This is a genomic window from Pleurocapsa sp. CCALA 161, from assembly GCF_003003995.1.
Lineage (GTDB): Bacteria > Cyanobacteriota > Cyanobacteriia > Cyanobacteriales > Xenococcaceae > Waterburya.
Window position 1 is genome coordinate 19,973 of record NZ_PVWF01000024.1, and the last position, 22,194, is coordinate 42,166.

General features: G+C 38.9%; 20 protein-coding genes. 13 read left to right on the plus strand and 7 right to left on the minus strand.

The annotated features are described in order from the left end of the window. Window positions 1-268: 268 nt before the first annotated feature. On the plus strand, window positions 269-1,372 hold the full coding sequence (dprA, locus tag C7B62_RS07870) for a DNA-processing protein DprA (RefSeq protein WP_106234441.1): 1,104 nt from the start codon (window positions 269-271) through the stop codon (window positions 1,370-1,372). A gap of 174 nt (window positions 1,373-1,546) precedes the next feature. Beyond that, window positions 1,547-3,223, plus strand: coding sequence for a ShlB/FhaC/HecB family hemolysin secretion/activation protein (locus tag C7B62_RS07875; protein WP_106234444.1), 1,677 nt, complete (start codon window positions 1,547-1,549; stop codon window positions 3,221-3,223). Window positions 3,224-3,518: 295 nt separating this feature from the next. Here C7B62_RS07875 and C7B62_RS07880 read toward each other — a convergent pair whose 3' ends face one another. From C7B62_RS07880 to purS, 3 genes are all read right to left on the minus strand, one after another. Then, window positions 3,519-4,412: a D-hexose-6-phosphate mutarotase gene (locus C7B62_RS07880; RefSeq protein WP_106234446.1), complete on the minus strand. Its 894-nt coding sequence runs from the start codon at window positions 4,410-4,412 to the stop codon at window positions 3,519-3,521. A 311-nt stretch (window positions 4,413-4,723) separates the two neighbouring features. After that, a complete protein-coding gene (gene purQ / locus C7B62_RS07890) occupies window positions 4,724-5,419 on the minus strand; it encodes a phosphoribosylformylglycinamidine synthase subunit PurQ (protein ID WP_106234448.1) in 696 nt (231 codons plus the stop codon). Between the two features lie 43 nt (window positions 5,420-5,462). Then, entirely contained in the window at window positions 5,463-5,729 is a 267-nt protein-coding gene (purS, locus tag C7B62_RS07895; RefSeq protein ID WP_106234450.1) for a phosphoribosylformylglycinamidine synthase subunit PurS, read from the minus strand. Window positions 5,730-5,870: 141 nt separating this feature from the next. Between purS and C7B62_RS07900 the strand changes: the two genes are divergently transcribed. After that, complete coding sequence (locus tag C7B62_RS07900; RefSeq protein ID WP_106234452.1) at window positions 5,871-6,260, plus strand: Fur family transcriptional regulator; 390 nt, start codon at window positions 5,871-5,873, stop codon at window positions 6,258-6,260. Between the two features lie 33 nt (window positions 6,261-6,293). On the opposite strand, the gene C7B62_RS07905 is transcribed toward C7B62_RS07900, so the two are convergent. Continuing rightward, window positions 6,294-6,938 carry a class I SAM-dependent methyltransferase gene (locus tag C7B62_RS07905; RefSeq protein WP_106234456.1) on the minus strand — a complete coding sequence of 215 codons (645 nt, stop codon included), beginning with the start codon at window positions 6,936-6,938 and terminating at the stop codon, window positions 6,294-6,296. Between the two features lie 249 nt (window positions 6,939-7,187). Here C7B62_RS07905 and C7B62_RS07910 point away from each other — a divergent pair, with 249 nt between their 5' ends. Then, on the plus strand, window positions 7,188-9,356 hold the full coding sequence (locus C7B62_RS07910) for a DNA cytosine methyltransferase (RefSeq protein WP_106234459.1): 2,169 nt from the start codon (window positions 7,188-7,190) through the stop codon (window positions 9,354-9,356). Between the two features lie 167 nt (window positions 9,357-9,523). On the opposite strand, the gene C7B62_RS07915 is transcribed toward C7B62_RS07910, so the two are convergent. Continuing rightward, the gene (locus tag C7B62_RS07915) at window positions 9,524-9,739 is read right to left on the minus strand and encodes a hypothetical protein (RefSeq protein WP_106234461.1); all 216 of its coding nucleotides are present in this window, start codon (window positions 9,737-9,739) and stop codon (window positions 9,524-9,526) included. An 89-nt stretch (window positions 9,740-9,828) separates the two neighbouring features. After that, window positions 9,829-11,262 carry a cysteine--tRNA ligase gene (gene cysS, locus C7B62_RS07920; protein WP_106234505.1) on the minus strand — a complete coding sequence of 478 codons (1,434 nt, stop codon included), beginning with the start codon at window positions 11,260-11,262 and terminating at the stop codon, window positions 9,829-9,831. A gap of 236 nt (window positions 11,263-11,498) precedes the next feature. Between cysS and C7B62_RS07925 the strand changes: the two genes are divergently transcribed. The 6 genes from C7B62_RS07925 to C7B62_RS07950 all read left to right on the plus strand — a co-directional run bounded on the left by C7B62_RS07925 (window position 11,499) and on the right by C7B62_RS07950 (window position 17,942). Further along, entirely contained in the window at window positions 11,499-11,876 is a 378-nt protein-coding gene (locus tag C7B62_RS07925; RefSeq protein ID WP_106234463.1) for a single-stranded DNA-binding protein, read from the plus strand. An 18-nt stretch (window positions 11,877-11,894) separates the two neighbouring features. After that, window positions 11,895-13,484 (plus strand): glycosyltransferase family 39 protein, encoded by a 1,590-nt coding sequence (locus C7B62_RS07930; RefSeq protein ID WP_106234466.1) that lies wholly within the window; start codon window positions 11,895-11,897, stop codon window positions 13,482-13,484. Window positions 13,485-13,608: 124 nt separating this feature from the next. Further along, window positions 13,609-14,784, plus strand: a complete 1,176-nt coding sequence (locus tag C7B62_RS07935; protein ID WP_106234468.1) for a glycosyltransferase — start codon at window positions 13,609-13,611, stop codon at window positions 14,782-14,784. A gap of 88 nt (window positions 14,785-14,872) precedes the next feature. After that, window positions 14,873-15,601, plus strand: a complete 729-nt coding sequence (locus C7B62_RS07940; protein WP_106234471.1) for a sugar transferase — start codon at window positions 14,873-14,875, stop codon at window positions 15,599-15,601. Between the two features lie 190 nt (window positions 15,602-15,791). After that, window positions 15,792-16,862, plus strand: a complete 1,071-nt coding sequence (gene gmd, locus C7B62_RS07945; RefSeq protein ID WP_106234473.1) for a GDP-mannose 4,6-dehydratase — start codon at window positions 15,792-15,794, stop codon at window positions 16,860-16,862. A gap of 132 nt (window positions 16,863-16,994) precedes the next feature. After that, window positions 16,995-17,942, plus strand: coding sequence for a GDP-L-fucose synthase (locus C7B62_RS07950; RefSeq protein WP_106234476.1), 948 nt, complete (start codon window positions 16,995-16,997; stop codon window positions 17,940-17,942). A 62-nt stretch (window positions 17,943-18,004) separates the two neighbouring features. Here C7B62_RS07950 and C7B62_RS26095 read toward each other — a convergent pair whose 3' ends face one another. Beyond that, window positions 18,005-18,181: a hypothetical protein gene (locus tag C7B62_RS26095; protein WP_199194105.1), complete on the minus strand. Its 177-nt coding sequence runs from the start codon at window positions 18,179-18,181 to the stop codon at window positions 18,005-18,007. Between the two features lie 250 nt (window positions 18,182-18,431). Between C7B62_RS26095 and C7B62_RS26835 the strand changes: the two genes are divergently transcribed. The 3 genes from C7B62_RS26835 (at window position 18,432) to corA (ending at window position 22,142) form a co-directional block, all read left to right on the plus strand. Beyond that, window positions 18,432-18,566, plus strand: a complete 135-nt coding sequence (locus C7B62_RS26835) for a hypothetical protein (protein ID WP_255413991.1) — start codon at window positions 18,432-18,434, stop codon at window positions 18,564-18,566. A 145-nt stretch (window positions 18,567-18,711) separates the two neighbouring features. Continuing rightward, complete coding sequence (thiO, locus tag C7B62_RS26990) at window positions 18,712-20,721, plus strand: glycine oxidase ThiO (RefSeq protein ID WP_304590134.1); 2,010 nt, start codon at window positions 18,712-18,714, stop codon at window positions 20,719-20,721. Between the two features lie 263 nt (window positions 20,722-20,984). Beyond that, window positions 20,985-22,142 carry a magnesium/cobalt transporter CorA gene (gene corA / locus C7B62_RS07965; RefSeq protein WP_106234481.1) on the plus strand — a complete coding sequence of 386 codons (1,158 nt, stop codon included), beginning with the start codon at window positions 20,985-20,987 and terminating at the stop codon, window positions 22,140-22,142. Window positions 22,143-22,194 lie beyond the last annotated feature (52 nt).

A 22,194-nucleotide genomic window follows, 5' to 3' on the forward strand; every position in this document is an offset into this window, starting at 1 on the left:
ATTTTGAAATATCTATTTGATCTAGCAACTATAAACCTTATCATACTTCTTTAGCGGTATTTTGTGGGATGAAACCCCATGATACTTATCTTTAACAAAGGCGATCGCTATCAAGAGCTAAGAAAATCAGTCAAGGGCAAAAACATGCTGACCAGGATATTATTTAAATAAATTAACTCGGATGCTGTTTTATGAACTAGTAAAACAGATTAACGAAAAATAATAACTGCCTGTAACTTAACCGCGATCATTAGCAAACTATAATTTCATGGAACAAGAACGAGCTTATTGGTTAGCCTGGTCGCAAATTGAGGGAATTGGAGCGGTTTCCCAAAAAAAAATTTATCAACATTTCGGTTCTCTAGAGGTAGCTTGGAATGCTCCTGGGATTGCTTTTGCCGAAATTGACGGCCTCAATAGCAAAGCTGCGGTGGCAATACAGAATAAACCTAGACCTAAACATCTTCCAGCTGAACTTTTTGCCCAGCACCTCCAGCAAAATCCTCACTTTTGGACACCAGACGACGAGCTATATCCTCGACTTTTAGCCGAAATTCCTAGTTCACCACCGTTGCTTTACTATCGAGGACAGGTTGAGCCTGAAGAAAATCTGGGTAGTCAACCGATGATTGGCATTGTGGGAACTCGCGATCCCTCGGAATATGGTAAACGCTGGACTAAAAAAATTACTCAAGCTCTTGTCAGTCACGGTTTTGGTATTGTTTCAGGAATGGCAGCAGGAATTGATGCGATCGCTCATCAAACTTGTTTAGAAGCTAAAGGTAGAACCATTGCAGTGTTGGGTACAGGTGTCGATCTGGTCTATCCTTTAAGCAATCGTGAGCTGCATCGCCGATTGACCGAACAAGGCTTAATAGTTAGTGAATACCCTGCTCAGACTCAACCAGATCGGGGGCATTTTCCCGCTCGTAATCGCATTATCGCTGGCTTGTGCCGTGCAGTTTTGATTATTGAAGCACCTCAGCGTTCGGGAGCTTTGATTACTGCCCGTTTTGCCAATGATTTTGGTCGCGATGTCTATGTCTTGCCAGGCTCTTTGGATAATTCTCGCTCTTTAGGCTGTTTAGCCCTGCTCAATTCTGGAGCCCATGTCATTTTGGGGATCGAACACTTGTTAGAAATGCTGGGTACAATGCCCTGTCTCGATCGCTTACCTACAACCAAGCCCAAACCAGAACTCAACTCTAAATTAGCGCGTATTTATGATTTGATTGAGCGCGAATCTATAGCGGTTGATGCGATCGCCGAACAAACAGGACTAGAGATTAACCAGATTTTAGCAGCCTTATCTGAATTAGAAATGATGGATTTAGTTGTTCAACTACCAGGAATGCGCTATCAAAAGCAGTAGATTTAGATCGGCTTGAGTATTACTCTATTGGAAATCATGATCCGCACTTGATCTTAATCGACAAATTAAAAGTTGATTATTAGCACAATCATTGAGCAAGCGCTGTGATCTTGTTACTTAGTGACTAGTTTGGGGAACTTTATAAAGGTTACTCTTTCAAGGCTAGTGACTAATATGCTGACATCAGATAATTTGGAGAGAAAATTAAGCTTAGATTATTTTTTCAATTACTTTACTAGGGTCAATTTACCTGCTTTATCTTTTGTTTTAGCGATCGCTATCTGCTTATTAGAATTACAGCCAATCAGCGCCCAGGTTTTAAGCAAGTCTCCAAAGCAAACTCGCACCACTCCAGATAACCATGTTCCTCAACATATCATAGTCACAAAGTTTGATGTTGTCGGCAGCACTATTTTTAGTCAATCAGAACTAAATCAGTCGGTTAAATCTTATCTCAACCGTCCTCTGACTTTGCCAGAGCTATTTCAAGCCAGAAGTAGTATCACCAAGCTTTATACGGATCAAGGCTACGTTAGTTCAGGAGCTTATATTCCTCCTCAAAAACTAAATGATGGTACAGTGCAAATTACTGTCTTGGAAGGAAAATTAGAAGAGATTAAGGTTTCAGGCACAAAACATTTATCTACTGACTATGTTTCTGCGCGCATTGAAACGGCAGCAGGAAAACCACTGAATGTCAATTCGCTACTTTCAGCACTGCAATTATTACGTCTCGATCCGCTCATTGATAATGTATCGGCAGAACTATCGGCAGGAATTCGTCCAGGTACTAATCTACTAGAGATCACAATTAAAGAGGCAGATGCCTTTAATGTTGCTACCAACTTCAATAACAGTAGATCTCCCAGTGTTGGGACAAATCAAAGATCTATCGGCATCAACCATGGCAATTTACTAGGATTTGGCGATCGCTTTACCTGGGAATATGCCAATACCAAAGGGAGCAATGGTTTTGATCTGGCTTATGGTTTCCCTGTCAACTCTGAAAACGGCACGATTAAGGCTGTTGTAGGGGTTAACTCTAATCATGTGATTGAAGATCCCTTTACGGCGATCGATATCGAATCTAAATCTCGCTACTATGAGCTAAGTTTGCGCCAGCCAATTCTGCTTAAGCCAACTCAAGAATTTGCTCTGGGAATAAGTTTTACTCGTAGCGAAAGTGAGACTTTTTTGATGAACGACAAGTTCTTTCTCTCTCGCGGTGCTAATGAAGAGGGGGAAACCAGAATTAGCGCCGTCAGACTATTTCAAGAATTTATCAAGCGTAATGAACAAGAAGTTTTTGCTTTGCGTTCCCAGTTTAGTTTTGGAATAGATGCTTTCAACTCAACCATTAATAACAATGGTGAACCTGATAGTACTTTTGTTTCTTGGCGTGGTCAGAGTCAGTGGACAAGACGTTTGGACGAAGACTTTTTGTTACTGCTGCGGGGAGATATCCAGATATCAGGGGGAAGTTTAGTACCCCTAGAACAGTTTAGAATTGGTGGCTTTAATAGTATTAGGGGTTATCGCCAAGATTTAAGCTTGGGTGACAATGGTTTATTTGTTTCAACAGAATTACGCATCCCTGTTTGGCGGTTTAAAAAATTTGATGGCTTATTACAAGTTGCCCCTTTCTTCGACCTAGGGACAGTCTGGAATAGTGATGATGTAGAAATTGCTAATGCAACTTTACCCGCTTTAGGAATCGGCTTAAACTTGGTGATGGGAGATAGATTTAATGCCCGTTTAGATTGGGGAATTCCTTTAGTTCAGATTGAAACTAAAGGAAATTCTCTGCAAGAAGATGGAGTTCATTTCTCTATAGACTATAGTTTCTTTTAAACTACGGCGTTACTGGATTTAGGTGTGAAACTAATAGTTTTATTGTTCTTAGCTATTAGCTTTTTAAGATATCCCCATTGATGAAAAATTTTATCCTGCATATTTCAATTCAGCAACGCCTAAAACCTCAATTTATCCATTTGGTGTTACAAAATACATCAGTAAATTATACATACTTCAAGAAACAAAAACAAATTAAAATAACAAGTTAAAATAAATTGAAGTATTAAAAGTAGCAAAAAAAATACAGGAATAAACTATAGTATCTTTTTAGTCACAAGTGTGGTTAAAGTGATTAAAAACTATAATTGGCAGTTAGATTGTAATCACTCCCCGCAGCTATTTCAATTATTTCTTGAGCAGCATTAGCAGTTTCGACACAAACGAAATGCTGATAATCACGATCGCCCAAATCAGCCATTTTTGCTGAAATATCTGCCCCTGGATTCCAAACAATTGCCGTCTTACTATTGGTAGCAGTCAAGGTAATTTGACGATTTAAAGCTGGATCGGCGATCGCTAATTGGGCGGGGACATCCAAATAAATGCGATCGCATTCTCCAGAGAAAGTAATTGCCCCAGACTGGGTTTTTTGTTGACCGCGATCGACCTTATCTAAATAAGCTTTATTTTCTAAACCCAATACCTCAACTTGATTAAGATCGCCAATTTTAAAATAAGTATGCAACGCCTGAGTAATGGAAAAAGATTCTGATCCCGTGTTACGAGTAACTAAATTGATTGTCAAGGTATGCCCCACGGTAATCACAATGGACAAATCAAAACTATAATTCCAGATTGCTTTGGTTTCTGGGGTATCTACTAGTCCCATGGTTACTTGAGTTGAACCATCTTGAGTACTGATTACATCTCGTACTTGCCAGAGGCGATCGCGTACAAAACCATGACTAGCACGCCCTTTGCCTTCAGGATCAGGGCCAAACCAGGGCCAACAGATTGGGGTACCGCCTTTAATGGCTTTCCCTGTCTGATAATAAGCTTGGCTACTGACAAACATCATTTCAGTTTGACCAACTGGCTTAAAAGACAATACTTGTCCTGCATAAACAGAGATTGTAGCTTCGGCGTATTCATTGCTGATTTTAATTAAGGGAAAATTGCCTTGACCCTCAACAAACTTTACTTTGTCTGCAATACCGTAATCGGCGTTCAACTGTTCAATATTCATTTGGCAACTCAGTAAATTGACATCGATGTTTAGGGAAATATAAAAGATAGGGTGTGTTACTGCAAAGCATAACGCACCAATCCCATTAAATAGAGCAAAAATATGTGGTACGTTACCCTTACGGGAAACACACCCTAAGAGCTAATCCCATCCAATTGACGAAATATTTTCCCAATGTCCAATTATCGCAGACCATATGTTAATGGTGGGACATATTTTATTACCCAAGTTACCTACCAACGTTGTTGAGAAAGCAAGACTGAAAAGTTTTGTTTTCTCAGCTAAAAAAAATGTCCTTAAACTCTCAACAACTAAGTAACAACCAAAGAATTCAGTAATCCTTGAAACAAAGCTAAACCATCCGTACCACCAATCGCTTTGTCCGCAGCTCTTTCAGGGTGGGGCATCATCCCTAATACGTTACCCTGACGATTAATAATTCCCGCAATATTATTCATCGACCCATTCAAATTATGCTTGGCATCGGTTTCTCCTGAAGAGCTACAGTAACGAAACAGCACCTGATTATTATCTTCGATATTTTTCAAAGTATCATCATCGGCATAATAGCAGCCTTCTCCATGAGCTACAGGTAGAGTGAGTACCTGTTGTGGGTGATAATTTGCTGTCCAAATTAAATCATTGCGTTCTACTCTAACAGGAGCGCGATCGCAAATAAAATGTAAACCACGATTACGAATTAATGCCCCAGGAAGTAACCCCACTTCTGTAAGTACCTGAAAACCGTTGCAGATGCCCAAAACATATTTACCTGCTTGAGCATGTTCGATGATGCTATTCATCACAGGGGAAAACTGCGCGATCGCTCCACAGCGGAGATAATCACCATAGCTAAATCCCCCAGGAATAATAATTACATCTAAATCAGCAATATCTGTTTCCTGATGCCACACCATACGAGTAGGTGCAGCTAATAATCCTTGAGTTACGGTTAAAACGTCGCGATCGCAATTTGACCCAGGAAAGACGATAACGCCAAACTTCATAATTTACTCCTGTGGTAATAAATTTAAGTAATAGATTTAAATTTTAGGCTGTAGCCATCTCGGTGAGTTCAAAGCAATAATTTTCAATTACTGTATTTGCCAAGAGGCGATCGCACATTTCATCTAGATGCTGTTTTGCCTGCTCTTCATCGTTGGCGCTCAACTGCATTTCAATATACTTGCCAATCCTCACCGATTCTACCTCGGTGTATCCCATTTGCTTGAGTCCCGATTCTACTGCCGTACCAGCAGGGTCTAGGACTGAGGAGCGTAAGGTCACATATATACGAGCATGATATTTGGTAGCCATAAAATGATTGTCAGTAATTATTTGACGCGAGTAACCCTTTTCGATTTTATAGCTTTATTTCCTTCAGGGATAGATAAAAGTTAAGATCAACTAATCTAACAAGGTAAGCTAAACTCAGGTTTGATTTTCCATCGCAAATATATGAAAACGCAACGTACCCGTTCGCAAAAGCGCATTCTGACCTTACTTCAAAGTCTCAAATGTTCTATTTCGGCGCAAGATTTATATATTGAACTCCGTAATCGTCAACAGGACATGGGGTTGGCTACGGTTTATCGTTCTCTTGAGGCTTTAAAGCTACAGGGCGAAGTCCAGGTGCGTACTCTAGCTAATGGAGAGTCTGAATACAGCTTGATTAAAAGCGATCGCCATCATCTCACCTGTGTTAACTGTGGCACGTCGATTGCGATCGATGAATGTCCTGTACATAATCTAGAAAAGCAATTGGAAACAGAGCATACTTTTAAGGTTTACTATCACACCCTCGAATTTTTTGGATTGTGCCAAAAATGTCATCAAGTTAGTTGCTGATCTGGAAAAAATTAATCAAGCGATCGCCTCTTACTATTCAGACTTACGTGCGATCACTGCATAGAAGGGATCTCCTCCAGCCAAACCAAGCATCTGGAGAAAACCAGGTAAGGGAGGTTGATGCACGACAACTTTAGGTTCAGTGAAGCCGTCAACCGACTGAAAATACTGTTTAACTAAATTGACCCGATCTGTATCTGTTCCATCTCGCCAAGCGGCGATCGCTTTTTGATAAAACATGCGATTAGAAAAGCTAATAATTACTACCCCGTTGGGCTTAAGCACGCGATAAATCTCCGATAAAACTGCTTCAGGATATTGTAGATATTGAATGGAAACAGTAATTAAAACAGCATCAAAATCAGCATCATTTAAAGGTAATTTGGGATTTTGGTTGAGATTTTGCACAAAATAATGGTCTAAACGGGGATTTTTGGCTAACTCCGCTTCATTCATCCCATGCCCTTCTACATGAGCAAACTGCATTTGGGCTGGTAAATGGGATACCCAACTGCTCATTAAGTCTAAAATACGACTATCTGGCTCTAGTTCTTGCTGATAGAGATCGCTCAGGCGAGCAATAAAGCCTTCATCTACATGGGTTACTAGTCGAGGATAATCATAGAAATCGAGATCGTTGGTATCATCTAATTTCGCTCTTTGCTCTGGACGCAGCATAAATAAAACATTCTATAAAGTTTTGTTAAACACTATAAATTCTAGCAAAATCTTTAGATTTCCAGAATCAGGCGATCGCTGAAGAGTTATAGTTAATTTTGCCATCTTCTAATTCAATAAGGCGATCGCTACTTGCTATTTAAACTTACGTGCGATCGTTGTGGGAATTATTCTCTATCTGTAGGTAATTAATAAATTTATCTCTACCAAATCTTGTTATATTAGTTGACTGTTCTTTATTGTTCGGATGTGGATAAGTACCAAGCAAAGTTTATCGATCTTTTTGCTGGGATTGGAGGTTTTCGATTGGCGTTTGAACAGGCAGGATATGAGTGTGTGTACTCTAGTGAAATAGATTCTGCTTGTCAAGAGGTATACTTTAATAATTTTGGAGATAAACCACAGAATGATATTACTCAAATAAATATTGAAGAAATACCTGACTGTGACATTTTGACCGCAGGTTTTCCTTGCCAGCCTTTTAGTATCTGTGGCAAAAGACAAGGTTTTGAAGATACACGCGGTACGTTATTTTTTCACATTTGCGAAATTATAGCCGTTAAGCAACCTAGCGTTGTACTTTTAGAAAATGTAAAACATTTAATTCATCATGACAAGGGAAGAACGTTAGATACGATTCTTTATTCTTTAGAATATCTGGGATATTTAGTGGATTATAAAATATTAAATTCTAAAGATTTTGGTCTTCCTCAAAATAGAGAAAGAATAATTATCTTTGCCACTAAAAACAAAAAATTTGATTTTAATAAAATTGAAACGAATAAATCAATCAAAAAACTCGAAGATTATCTTTGTAAAAATGGAAATTTTGAATATTTAAAAACTCAAGACTACACCTTGATAGATAATCCTAAACAGCAACCTTCAGGTTTAATTTTTGCTGGATATAGAAATGATAAAACAACCTGGAAGAAAGGAGTAAGACCAAATACACAACATCTTTCAAGAGTACATCATCAACCAAATCGTATTTATTCGGTAGAAGGAGTTCATCCTACAATTCCATCTCAAGAAACTTCTGGAAGATTTTTTATTTATATATCCAAGGAAAATAAAGTACGTAAATTAACAGTTAAAGAATGTTATAGAATTATGGGATTTCCCGATACATTTAAAATACATAATTCAATAGCAGAGTGTTATAAGCAAATTGGTAATTCTGTACCTATTCCAATGATTTATCAATTAGCAATTCAAATCAAAAAACAAAATTTATTAGCATCAAAACAGAAATTACAAAAGAATAACATTAATTTTTATCAACCAAAACCAAAACAACTTGATATTTCAGGGATTGTTGTTATGAATCATAAGCAAAAACTATTAGAGATATATAATAAATCTTCAGATATTAAAAATACATTATCAAATCAATTATTTATATACATCCAGACTATTGCTCAAAATTGTACTAAGCAAAAAGGAGTTTATACCGTATTAATTACTTTATTAATACATAAAATTATTGAACCTACACAAGATATTCGATATCATCAATCAAATCTGCCTGGAGGATTTTCTGGTAGAACAATTGATACTCAATACATTACACCTACCCTCAAAGAATTAGGTTTGCCTGCTATGGCAGAAAGCGGTTGGTTGACTCGCTCCTTGGAACAGCCTTATCCTTATAATTTAAATTACAATGGCAAAATAAGTAACAAAATTGTAAAAGAAGCATTTTTAAATATCATTGATTTTGTAGAAAATAATCCTGATCAAGCAGAGTTAATTGCTCAGTTATTAATTTTTCAAGTAATACAAGCTACACAAGCTAATCAAATTTCTATTATTAAGCTAATTAATCCTGAAAAACTAAATATAGCAACAGTAATAAACTGTTTAGAAGCTCACTTCAACCATAAATATAAAACTTTTGGTGCTTCTAAACTGCCTGTAATAGCTTTTTATGCTATCTATTTAAGGTTAGTTGAAGAAGTTGAAAGATATAAAGGCTGTAGTTTAAAAGATTTAGGTAGTCATACCGCATCAGATCGTACTTCTAAAACAGCAGGAGATATTGAAATTTTTGATAAAAAAAAGAGTGTCATTGAAGCTATAGAAATTAAATATGGCAAACCAATTAACTTACAAATGGTTTTAAATGCAAAAGATAAAATATTAAAATATCATCCCAGAAGATACTATATATTTTCAACTACCCATATCGATAAGGTTGATGAAATGAAGATTCAAGATGAAATTGAACTTATTGCCAGAAATCATGGTTGTCAAGTTATTGTTAACGGTATTATCCCGACACTTAAATATTATTTACGGTTAATTGCATCAGTAGAAAAATTTGTTAAGGATTATTCAAAACTTATAGAACAAGATAAAGAATTACAAGCTATTCACAAAATTCAGTGGAATAATATCTTGAAAACTCTTGAATAATGTAAATAAACCAAACCAAAAATAACTGTAGTATTAAGAGTTAAGACTATTCTAGATAATTTGGGCTGTTTAACTCGAACCTATTTAGTCTTAACTTTTTGATAGATTAAAGTAATACCTTGTGCTTGTAATTCATCTCGAAGGCGCTCGCTTATCCTTAAAATTATTTAACCAATTAACTTAAAAATTACCGTAATTATTACGCTTAACAAAATTAAAATAAAGCTTAACAGCCCACCAAACAACCACTTAATATACGCAGTATCAACTTTAATACCAGCAAGTTCAATTCTGATGTCATTGATCTTCTCATCTTGCTTATAAAAGCGATCGCCGATTAGCTTTTTAATTTCTTTTAGTTTTAGTTGTTGTTTAGTGGTCATTAAATTAAATTATTGTTCTGTATTCAGATTTACATCTTCTCTAATTTAATAAGCTTTATTATAGTCAAGTTAATCCGTAGCAAAAAAGTTTAACCTCGAACCCATTTAGTCTCACCTTTTTGATCGATTAAAGTAATACCTTGTGCTTGTAATTCATCCCGAAGGCGATCGCTTTGGGCATAATCTTTATTACTTCTAGCTTCATTCCGCTGCTGAACTAAAGCGTCAATTTCTGAGTCACTTAAACCTGTATTACTACTATCTTCATCAATACTGGCTGTAAAACCTAAAATAGCAGCTAATTGGGTCAAAGTTTGCCATTGTTGATTTAATTCCTGTGCATCAGCTTGAATCTTTCCTTGATGAATCAAGATATTACCTTCTTTACTCAGATTTTTGGCAATTTCAAACAGTACCGCTAATCCACCCGCAAAATTGAAGTCATCATCTACGGCGGATTTAAATCTTTTTACTAGTTCTTCGTCTAATAAATCTATCCCAGAGAAACCTAATTGTTGACCATATTGATAACCAAAGAGCAATCCTTCCTTTAATGTTTGCCAGCTATTAGTTGCAGTAGCTAAAGCTTCTTCCGTAAAATCTACAGGTTTGCGATATTGAGCCTGCAAAATAAACAAACGTACTGCCATGGGTTCATATTTATCTAGCAATTCGCGAATCGTAATAAAGTTGCCTAAAGATTTAGACATCTTTTTCCCTTCAACAATAATCATGCCGTTGTGTAGCCAATAATTAGCTAAGGGTTTGCCCGTAACTGCTTCGGATTGGGCAATTTCATTTTCATGATGGGGAAAAGTCAAATCTCCTCCACCCACATGAAGATCGATAGTTTCTCCTAATCTTTCGCGCACCATTGCCGAACACTCGATATGCCAGCCAGGACGACCATTTCCCCAAGGAGACTCCCAAGCTGGTTCACCCTCCTTAGCCGCCTTCCAGAGGGCAAAATCAAAGGGATATTGCTTTTTACTAGCTTCTGGATCTTCATCAACTCTACCGCTAGCACCCGCTTGCATATCTGCTAACTTCCTACCCGACAGCTTGCCATAGTCAGGAAACTTCTGTACAGAATAATAAACGTCTCCCTCAGCAGGATAGGCAAAACCTTTTTGTTCTAATTCATAAACTAAACGTTTAATCCCATCTAGGGTATGGGTTGCACGAGGATAGGCATCAGCTTGTCCAACTCCTAAACGTTCCATATCTTCAAAGTAGGCAGCGATATACTTCTTTGAAACCGCTTCCATCGATGTTCCTTCTTCCCTAGCGCGCTTGAGAATCTTATCGTCAATATCGGTAAAGTTCTGAATATAATTAACTTCGTAGCCACTCCACTGTAAATAGCGACGCACCACATCCCAAACTAAACAAGTTCGAGCATGACCTAGGTGGCAATAGTCATAGACAGTTATGCCGCAGCAATACATCCGCACTTTATGCTCTTCAATAGTCTGAAACGCTGATTTGTTGCGAGTGAGGGTATTGTATACGGTTAAAGTCATGACTAAAGGTTTATTAGATAATCTAGATAATCTTAATTGCAGACTGCCAAAGATCAAAGTTACAAGTCAAGGGCAGACTTAATACTTTAGCGTTGATTTAAGCAGCAGTTTTTTCTGTTTACCAACTAATTCTAGATTTTAGCTCTTTCACCTACGTACAATTTGTAGTGCTTGACTATAATTTGCTAAACTGAGAAATCTTAACTTAGTTCCTTAGTACTATAAATATCAAACTCATGGCTCTTAATGTAGTTAATTTAGTAGGTCGTGCTGGTGCTAATCCAGAGGTAAAATATTTTGATTCTGGTTCAGTTAAATGTACATTGCCTTTGGCAGTCGATCGCCGTACTCGCAATAGCGATCAGCCAGACTGGTTTAATCTCGAAATTTGGGGTAAAACTGCCGAGATAGCAGGAAATTATGTAACCAAAGGGAAACAAATTGCGGTGCAAGGTTCTTTTAAAATTGAAACCTGGACAGATCGCAATACAGGAGGGTTGCGATCGCGCCCCATTATCAAAGTCGATCGTTTAGAGTTACTGGGTTCAAAAAGAGATAGTGACTCTGGCTCAGTAGGTGGTTACCCTGGTGCAGTTAGTGGCTACCCAGAATAAAAGAAACCAGCGATAGACATGAAGGACGAGGCTGTTGAAGATTCAAGGTTATTTAAGAGAGATAGTCTGTGGTTAATCTGCTTGCTGTTGGCTGCGGTGATGCTCTATACCTCTGGAATAGAAGATCTGCCTTTAAGAGATTGGGATGAAGGAATTGTGGCGGGAGTTGCCCGCAATATTTGGCGGGCTGAACCAGGGACTCAAACTTGGCTTTATCCCACCATTAACTACGGCGAACCTTACTGGAATAAACCGCCCTTAATTCATTGGTTAATTGCCCTGAGTTACAGACTATTTGGTGTCAGCGAATGGAGTACGCGCCTAGTTCCTGCTCTTTTAGCTGCCTGTTCTGTTCCTTTGGTGTATTTAATTGCCAGAGAACTTTTTCCTAATCTCTCCACAGCAATTTTTAGCGCCTTAGTCTATTTAACTTTACTGCCTATAGCTCGTCATGGTCGCTTAGCAATGCTCGATGGCGCGATCGCCTGCTGGTTTTGTTTAGGGGTTTGGTGTTTGTTGCGCGGTAGAAAACGTAATTCCTGGTTGTTGGGTACAGGCATCGCCTTGGGCATGATCTGTCTGACTAAAGGCATCATGATGGGTGTCTTGTTGGGGGGAATTATACTGCTCTTTACAGCTTGGGACAGCCCTAAGTTGTTGAAAAATCCTTATCTATGGGCTGGTTTACTGTTAGGGGAAATTCCCGCGATCGCCTGGTATTGCCTACAATATTTTCATTACGGAACGCAATTTTTAGGCATAAGCCTAGGAGATCAAACCTTTAAACGCATTTGGTCGCCCGTCAGCACTATTTCTGGCCCTCCTTGGTACTATTTGCTAGAAATAGCCAAATACAGCCTTCCTTGGCTCATATTTCTACCTCATGGAGTCAAACTAGCATGGGTTAATCGTCACCTTAGTTGGGGAAAACTAACTTTAGTCTGGACGGGAGTTTATCTGCTGGCGATTTCTTTGATGGAAACTAAATTGCCCTGGTATGTAATTCCTGTGTATCCAGGATTATCACTGCTGATTGGCGTTAGTTTGGGCAAAGTTTGGCACAAAAAACAGTCAGCTTACTTTTGGCAGATATTCCTAAGTTTCATTACCCTAATCTGTTGGTTGGGTAGTGTTTACTATAGTTTCATCGCGCCAGTACCACAAATCGATTTAGCTTTGATCTTATTAGTCGTAGCGATTAGCTTCACTGCTGCATCAGTGTTAATCTGGCTACGCAATCGTCACTTTATTTTAATTATTGCGGGAGGGTTTTATCTCGCTCTACTGCTGCTGTTTAATTCTAGTCATTGGCTGTGGGAATTAAATAATGATTTTCCCGTTCAACCTGTAGCGACAATGCTGCAAGCACAAACTCCTAGTCTGGAGAAAATATACACTAATCATCCTTATTTTCGTCCGTCATTAGAATTTTATAGCGATCGCCTAGTCATCCCTCAGTCCAACGAGCAACTAGAACAGCTCTGGCAAGGATCGCAACCTGCTTATTTGCTAATTAATTCAGATATATTACCCGTCCCCAAGCTAGAAGGGAAACAAGTTTTAGGAAATGTTGTATCATGGCAACTGATTACTCAGATCAACAATTAAAAGCCTGAATTTGAGAAATCAAAATAGTAGACTTAGTGATATTCTGGATCTCAAATTAGCCACGCTTGGCTATTTATCACCCAATTATCGTCAAACAATCTTTGTAATTAGTAAATAACTAGCTGTGGAATTAAAATACGCTCTAGTCCACGAGTGGTTGACTCCTAAAGCGACTGGAGGCTCTGAGCTAGTAGTCCAAGAAATTTTAAACTATATTGATGCTGATTTGTACGCTCTCATTGATTTTGAGTCCACCAATCCGCAAAGTTATCTCTATCAGCGAGCAATCACAACCACCTTTCTGCAACATTTTCCTCAAGCTCGCAATGGAGTACAGAAATATTTACCCTTGTTACCCATCGCGATCGAACAATTAAATCTCAATCAATATGACATCATTTTGTCTTCTTCTCATGCTGTAGCAAAAGGAGTTTTAACCAATCCCTATCAACTACATATTTGTTATTGTCATACTCCAATGCGTTATGCTTGGGACTTAACTTTTGATTATCTGCAAGGCGATCGCCAAGGAAAGGGTATACAAGGGTTAATTGCCCGCTACATTCTGCATCGAATGCGCGAGTGGGATGTCATTTCTGCCAACCGAGTTGACTATTTTATTGCCAATTCCCAACATACTGCTAGGCGTATTTGGCGTTGTTACCGTCGCCAAGCTAAAGTTATTTATCCGCCAGTTGACCTAAAAAAATTTCATTTTCAGCCAGAAAAAGCTGATTTTTATCTGACAATTTCTCGATTAGTAAGTTATAAACAAATATGCTTAATCGTCAAGGCGTTCAATCAACTCAAAAAACCCCTGGTAATTATTGGTGCAGGGTCGCAATTATCAGTAATACGTCAGCTAGCAGAATCTCATATACAGGTTCTCGGTTGGCAACCCGATGATGTTGTTCAAGAGTATATAACCAAAGCTAAAGCTTTTGTTTATGCAGCCTGTGAAGATTTTGGGATTGCTCTGGTTGAGGCTCAAGCCTGTGGTACACCAGTAATTGCTTATGGAAAAGGAGGCGCGCTAGAAACAGTTAAAGATATTCGTCAATATTCTGAAGATGGTACAGGTCTATTGTTTGATACTCAACAACCAGAAGCATTAGTTGCTGCGGTCGAGAGTTTTGAGCAACTACAACCTCAAATTAATCCGAAGAATTGCCAGTTGCAAGCTAATAAATTTAGCCCAGCGGTATTTAAGCAGTCCTATCTAAAATATATTGAGGATTGCTATCAAGAATGGCGATTGGGCTTTGCCCCGGCTTCGCGATCGCCATCAGAAATAATCTAAATAAGCTCTAAAATTGGCAAAGATCAGCCAATTCAAGCTTGATCGATTTATCATTGAACGGTGTGGTGTGATGTAATGAAGGAGTAAGATGACTGCAAACAGCCAGCTTGTTTCCGTCAAGATAGTACAGGGACTAATTAAAAAAAGCGGTCAAGCTTTATTCAATCCTCAGGGATTGAAATTATCCTTTTTGATCTTAAACGGAAATTTTCACAAACGAATATTTGATATAGTTTTTTCCCTGTTAATCTTAACTATATTCTCTCCCTTATATTTGATTTTGGTAATTTTAGTTGCCTTAAATTCTCCAGGACCAATATTTTATGTTCAAAAGAGAATTGGCAAGAATTACCAGGCTTTCAACTGCATCAAATTTAGAACTATGATTGATCATGCTGACGAAGCATTAGAGGCAATCATGCAAGATTCTGACCAAATGCGTCAAGAATTTCAAGCCAGCTTCAAGCTTAAGCAAGATCCTAGAATTACTAAAATGGGTCAATTCCTACGCTTAACTAGTCTAGATGAACTACCTCAATTCTGGAATGTTTTAAAGGGAGAAATGAGTGTAGTTGGACCAAGACCATTAGTACCAGAAGAATTACCAAAATACGGTCGCAAAATCAATATAGTGCTTAGGGTTAAACCAGGAATTACTGGACTGTGGCAGGTTTCTGGTCGAAACGATATTCCTTACCCCAAAAGAGTAAAAATCGATGTTTATTATGCTAACAATTACAATTGGCTAATGGACTTATGGATTATCTCCAAAACTATTGGTGTCATGTTATTTCCGCGTAAAAATGGTGCTTATTAAAAGCTTAATCATTGAGCCGAGAGCCGATCAGTTTGCCTTAATCAAGTTTCAATCATTGTTCATTGTTGAATAGCTATTTATCTAGACTATCAATATCATCTTGAAATGTATTTTATTGCCGATGTATGATCGGAGCAATAAAATATACATAGCATCAAGCATTAATAATTAATAGGTAAAATTATATATAATGAATGAACGTAAAATAGCTTTGATTACGGGTATCACGGGTCAAGATGGTTCATATTTGAGCGAATTTTTATTAGATCAAGGTTATGAAGTTCATGGTATTATTCGGCGAACTTCTACCTTTAATACCGATCGCATTGATCACATTTATATCGATCCTCATAGTCCTGACGCGAAATTATTTCTGCACTATGGTGATTTAACTGATGGTACTACCCTAAGAAGAATTCTCGAACAGGTCAAGCCTAGAGAAATTTACAATTTGGGCGCACAGTCTCATGTTCGTGTCAGTTTTGATTCTCCCGAATATACCGTCGACTCTGTGGCTATGGGTGCTTTACGTATCCTCGAAGCAGTTAGAGACTATCAGCAAAGAACTGGAATTGAAGTAAGATTTTATCAAGCTGGCTCATCAGAAATGTTTGGTAAAGTCATTGAAGTTCCCCAAACAGAGACTACTCCTTTTTATCCTCGTAGTCCTTATTCCTGCGCTAAAGTCTATGCTCACTGGCAGACGATTAACTATCGCGAATCTTACGATTTATTTGCCTGTAACGGTATTTTATTCAACCATGAATCTCCTCGCCGTGGTGAAACCTTTGTTACCCGCAAGATTACTCGCGCCGTAGCGCGGATTGTTGAAGGTACTCAGCAGAAACTTTACTTGGGTAATCTAGACTCGAAAAGAGATTGGGGCTACGCTAAAGACTATGTCAGGGCAATGTGGATGATGCTGCAACAAGATCAACCCGATGATTATGTCGTAGCTACGGGGGAAACTTACGAAATCAAAGAATTTCTCGATATTGCCTTTGGTCACGTTAATTTAGACTGGCACAATTATGTCGCTTTTGACCCGCGCTATCTTCGTCCTGCAGAAGTAGATCTTTTAATTGGCGATCCGACTAAAGCTAGAGAAAAACTAGGATGGAAGCCATCAGTTACCTTTGAAGAACTGGTCAAACTGATGGTTAATGCTGATTTAATCAATCTTAATCTACCAACTCCCGACGGTAGCAAGGGAGTCGATAGCACTTTAAATCGGCGTAATTTTGCCAGCATTGTCGATTAAGTAAACGAGCTTTGCTCGTAGCTCTAAGCTATAAGCCATAAGCTTTAAGCTTTTCAAGGTAAGACTCTAGTAATTTGCGCTGATTCGCGACTTAATACTTAAAATACTTACGTATCCAAATCTTAATTAGCAATGTTAAGTTTACAAGACAAAAATATCCTGGTAACAGGTGGCAATGGTTTTCTAGGTAAGCAGGTAGTCCATCAGCTATGTCAAGCTGGGGCTAGCATCGACAGAATTAGCACACCGCGATCGCGCGAATTAGACTTATGCAAGTGGGAAAATTGCCAACAGGCAGTTAAGCAACAGGAGATAGTGGTTCATTTAGCTGCTCATGTAGGTGGCATTGGTCTAAATCGAGAAAAACCCGCTGAGTTGTTCTACGACAACCTAATGATGGGGACGCAGTTAATTCATGCTGCTTATCAAGAAGGTGTGCAAAAGTTTGTTTGTGTTGGTACAATTTGCGCCTATCCTAAATTTACTCCTGTACCATTTAAGGAAGATGACCTGTGGAATGGTTATCCTGAAGAAACTAATGCTCCCTATGGGATCGCTAAAAAAGCTTTGCTAGTTCAGCTAGAAGCCTATCGCCAGCAGTATGATTTTAATGGCATTTATCTTTTGCCTGTTAATCTCTATGGTCCTGAAGATAATTTTGATCCTCGTAGTTCTCACGTAATTCCTGCTTTAATTCGTAAAGTTCATGAAGCACAGGAGCGAGGAGATAAAAAGTTACCCGCTTGGGGTGATGGTAGTCCCACTCGCGAGTTTCTTTATTCGACTGATGCTGCGCGGGGTATTGTCATGGCAACTCAGAGCTATGATGAAGCTGCTCCAGTAAATCTAGGCACAAATCAGGAAGTAAGGATTAAAGATCTGGTTGAAACTATCTGTGAGTTAATGGGTTTTGAGGGGGAAATCGTCTGGCAAACAGATCAGCCTAATGGACAACCCCGTCGTTGCTTAGATACTCAAAGGGCGAAGGAAAAGTTTGGCTTTGTGGCGGAAACTGAATTTCGCCAAGGTTTAAAAAATACGATTGAATGGTATCGTCAACATGCAGTAATTTCAGTTTAATTAAGCTTACTTAAAATCTGAAAGTTAACTATTTTGCCGATCGCTTTGAAAGTAAGCTGAAGCTACTCTTGGCGATCGCTTATTTTTTTACCGAACAAGGCTTGGATTACAGGGGCAAAAAACCAGTAAATTCCAGCAACTAACACAATTAACAGTAAAGGTGCAAATCCAGCAAAGGGAGCTAAGACAAACATCACCAATAGACAAAAAATTGTGACTTTATACCAAAAATCGTTCATTTTACTTTCCATTACTATCGATCACATTATTAATTAGGTTGACTGCGATCATCACCTATCTCTGGTTAGAAATATTGCTTAATTGCTTAATAGATAATCTGCTAGAGCAACATCTAACTCTTGCTGTCTTTGGCTTTGATTAGATTAAAACTTAGTTGTGCCAATTTAATACCTGTAATAATACGGAGAAAAATGTCCTTGAATTATTTCACCATAATAAATATTAGGGTGTATGGAGAACATGAAAGTTGTGTCTAATAATTTATTGCCGCTTTTTAATCGTTTATTTACGGCTATTTTGCTGGTAGCTCTATTATTTGCCTGCCAAGAAACGCCTGAAGCTAAAAAAGTTGATGGAATTCAATTTAATTATCAAGGCAAATGATCTAAAATCGATTTCAACTTAAAAGTTACTTGGCTCTCATTTAAGAAAGCATTTAACAATTAGTATCTGAAATTATAATACTTGGTTTACTATAGATTAAGTTTTTTTCTGAAAGATTATTTTCACGTTAGAGTAGTTGAAGATAATGGCTTTTAGAAATATGATAGCAAGAGATATTCTAATTGTGGGTGGTGGTGTAGTTGGTTTAGCGATCGCCATCGAGTTAAAACGTCAGGGTGCAAAAGTCACCGTGGTTAGTCAAGATTTTACCCAGGCAGCATCTCACGCCGCAGCAGGGATGTTAGCACCGTTAGCAGAACAGCTTTCCTCTTCACCATTGCGAGATTTATGTCTACGCTCTCGCTGGCTGTATCCCGAATGGACGCAAAAACTGGAAGAATTGACGGGGATAGAAACTGGATATTTACCCTGTGGGATTCTTGCCCCTACCTATAGTCAGCCCGAAGTAATTGCTGAAGACAAGGGTACATTTTGGTTAGATCGAGCAGCAATTAAGCAATATCAGCCAGGACTAAGCGATCGCGTGGCTGGCGGTTGGTGGTATCCCGAAGATGGACAGGTTGATAATCGCTGTTTAATGCGATCGCTGTTACAGGCTGCTCAAACTTTGGGGATAGAGCTAAAAGAAGGAGTTAGCGTTAAGGCTTGGCAACAAAAGCAGGGTCGAATTGACGGCGCATTAACTAATATTGGGCAGCTAACAGCCCAGCAATATGTTTTGGCTGCTGGCTCATGGTCGAGTCAGTTAACACCTCTAACTGTGCGTCCAGTCAAAGGGCAAATGCTTTCCCTGAGAATGCCCCAAAAGCTACATCAGCCTTATCCTCTACAGCGAGTTTTATATGGCGAGGGAGTTTATCTGGTTCCGCGACAAGACGGTAGATTAATTGTAGGCGCAACAGTAGAAGAAGTAGACTGGACTCCCTTTAATACACCGCAAGGTATTCAAAGTTTATTGGCAAAAACGACAGAACTATATCCTGCCACAGCAGATTGGCAAATTGAAGAATTATGGTGGGGTTTTCGCCCTGGAACAGCTGATGAACTGCCTATTCTAGGCCGTAGTGCTTGTGAAAACTTATTCCTGGCTACGGGACATTATCGCAATGGAATTTTACTCGCACCCATTACTGCATCGCTGATGGCAGATTTGATTTTAGAACAGAAGTCTGATCCTTTACTAGCTGAATTTAGCTATCAACGTTTTTATCAACCTGCAAATATGACTCTAAGCAACCCGCAATTACTACAGATTAAATCTACTTCTCAAACTCCCTTAACTGCTGCGACGACCTCTTTGGCTGGCGATTACCCGAAGGGTACGCTTTGCGATCACATTGAAGATGATCGCCCGTTAACCATCGCTGGACGTACCTTTAACTCCCGTCTGATGACAGGGACAGGGAAGTATCCTAGTATGCAGGCTATGCAAGCCAGCGTAGCTGCCAGCGGATGTGAGATTATCACTGTGGCAGTACGCAGAGTCCAAACCAAAGCACCAGGACATGAAGGATTAGCTGAGGCGATTGACTGGAGCAAAATCTGGATGTTACCCAATACCGCAGGCTGTAAAACCGCCGAGGAAGCAGTCAGAGTGGCGCGTTTGGGTCGAGAGATGGCAAAACTGCTGGGACAGGAAGATAACAACTTTATTAAATTGGAGGTAATTCCTGATGCCAAATATCTGTTACCAGATCCAATTGGCACACTACAGGCAGCTGAACAGCTAGTTAAAGAAGGTTTTGCGGTGTTACCCTATATCAATGCCGATCCTTTGCTTGCCAAGCGCTTAGAAGAGGCAGGATGTGCTACAGTAATGCCCCTAGGTTCACCTATTGGTTCAGGGCAAGGAATCAATAATGCTGCTAATATTGCCATTATCATCGAAGAAGCGAACGTTCCTGTTGTAGTAGATGCGGGAATTGGTACTCCAAGTGAAGCAGCTTTGGCGATGGAGATGGGGGCAGATGCCCTGCTAGTTAATAGCGCGATCGCTTTGGCACAAAATCCTGTAGCGATGGGACAAGCGATGGGTTTAGCTGCGGTTGCAGGAAGACTGGCTTATCTATCGGGGAGAATCCCCGTGAAGCAATATGCCACAGCTAGTTCTCCTTTGACTGGTACAATTAGCTGATCAAAGTCACACTGTAAATACAGTTTGCTAGCGTATAATTGGTGTAACAGTTAATACAATTATTATTTTTTTACAAAAATAGCGTATCTTCTGTTACGATTCTTATTGAGTCAAGAGATTTTGAGAGTTGTCTCGTTGGGGAACGCGCAACTAAAGATTTTTCCAGACTTAAACAACAACAATTTTAATTAGCCAGCGATCGCGATCGCTGGTATTTTTTTTGGGTCATAATTAGTCTAGTAATTTAGGATTCGCATCATCTTATGAGTTATGAACAGAATTTAGATTCAAGTAAAGCCATACTGTCTACAGAAGAGGAAGAAGATTTATTCGACTATTCCTATGAACAGCCAGGAAGTATTCCAGGGACGCTCAATATTGAAGATGATGCTGAGATCCCGAACATCGTGTTAATTGACTATAGTAGCGATCTCGCCCAAAAAACAACCAACTTGACCCCAGAAGCCTGTGCAGAACACATGACTACAGAATCAGTGTCTTGGGTGGATGTCAAAGGTTTGGGTAGCGAAAACATTTTGCAAAGGTTAGGAAAAGTATTTGGGTTGCATCCTCTAGTATTAGAAGATATTGTCAATGTTCCTCAAAGACCAAAAGTCGAAGATTACCCACAGCAGTTGGTAGTTATTACTCAGATGGTAGTGCCTAAGCCATCAGGGACAGGCTTTTCTCTAGAACAGGTAAGTTTGGTAGTTGGCAAAAACTATCTTTTGACGGTACAAGAATATCCTGAAAAAGACTGTTTTCGACCAGTACGTCGACGCATTAAATTTAATAAGGGTTCAATTAGGAACATGGGTGCAGATTATCTAGCCTATGCTCTTTGGGATGCCATTATTGATGGGTTTTTCCCTGTACTAGAAATTTATGGTGAAAAGATTGAAAATCTAGAAGATGAAGTTATCTTTAATCCTAGCAATCAAAGTTTGGCAAAAATATATCAAATCAAACGGGAATTGTTGGCGCTGCGACGAGCGATTTGGCCTCAACGCAATGCTTTAAACACTCTCATTAGAGATGGCAGTAGTGTAATTAATCCAGAAATCTTAGTTTTTTTGCGCGACTGCTATGACCACGCCGTACAAATTATTGACATTATCGAAACCTATCGCGAACTTGCTTCTAGTTTGACGGATATTTATCTTTCAGCAATCAGCAACAAAATGAACGAAGTGATGAAGCTGTTAACAGTGATTTCTAGTATTTTTATTCCCCTAACCTTTATTGCAGGCATCTACGGTATGAACTTCAACCCTGATACTTCGCCGTTTAATATGCCTGAACTTGAATGGTATTGGGGTTATTTTTTTTGTTGGGCAATTATGCTGGCTACGGCAGGAGGTTTAATTTATTTCTTTTGGCGCAGAGGTTGGTTTGAAAATTTTTCTGGCACTATCAAATAAGCTTGTTGTTATGTGTTGAGAGTATGACTTAGTTATCTTGGTGATCTGAATC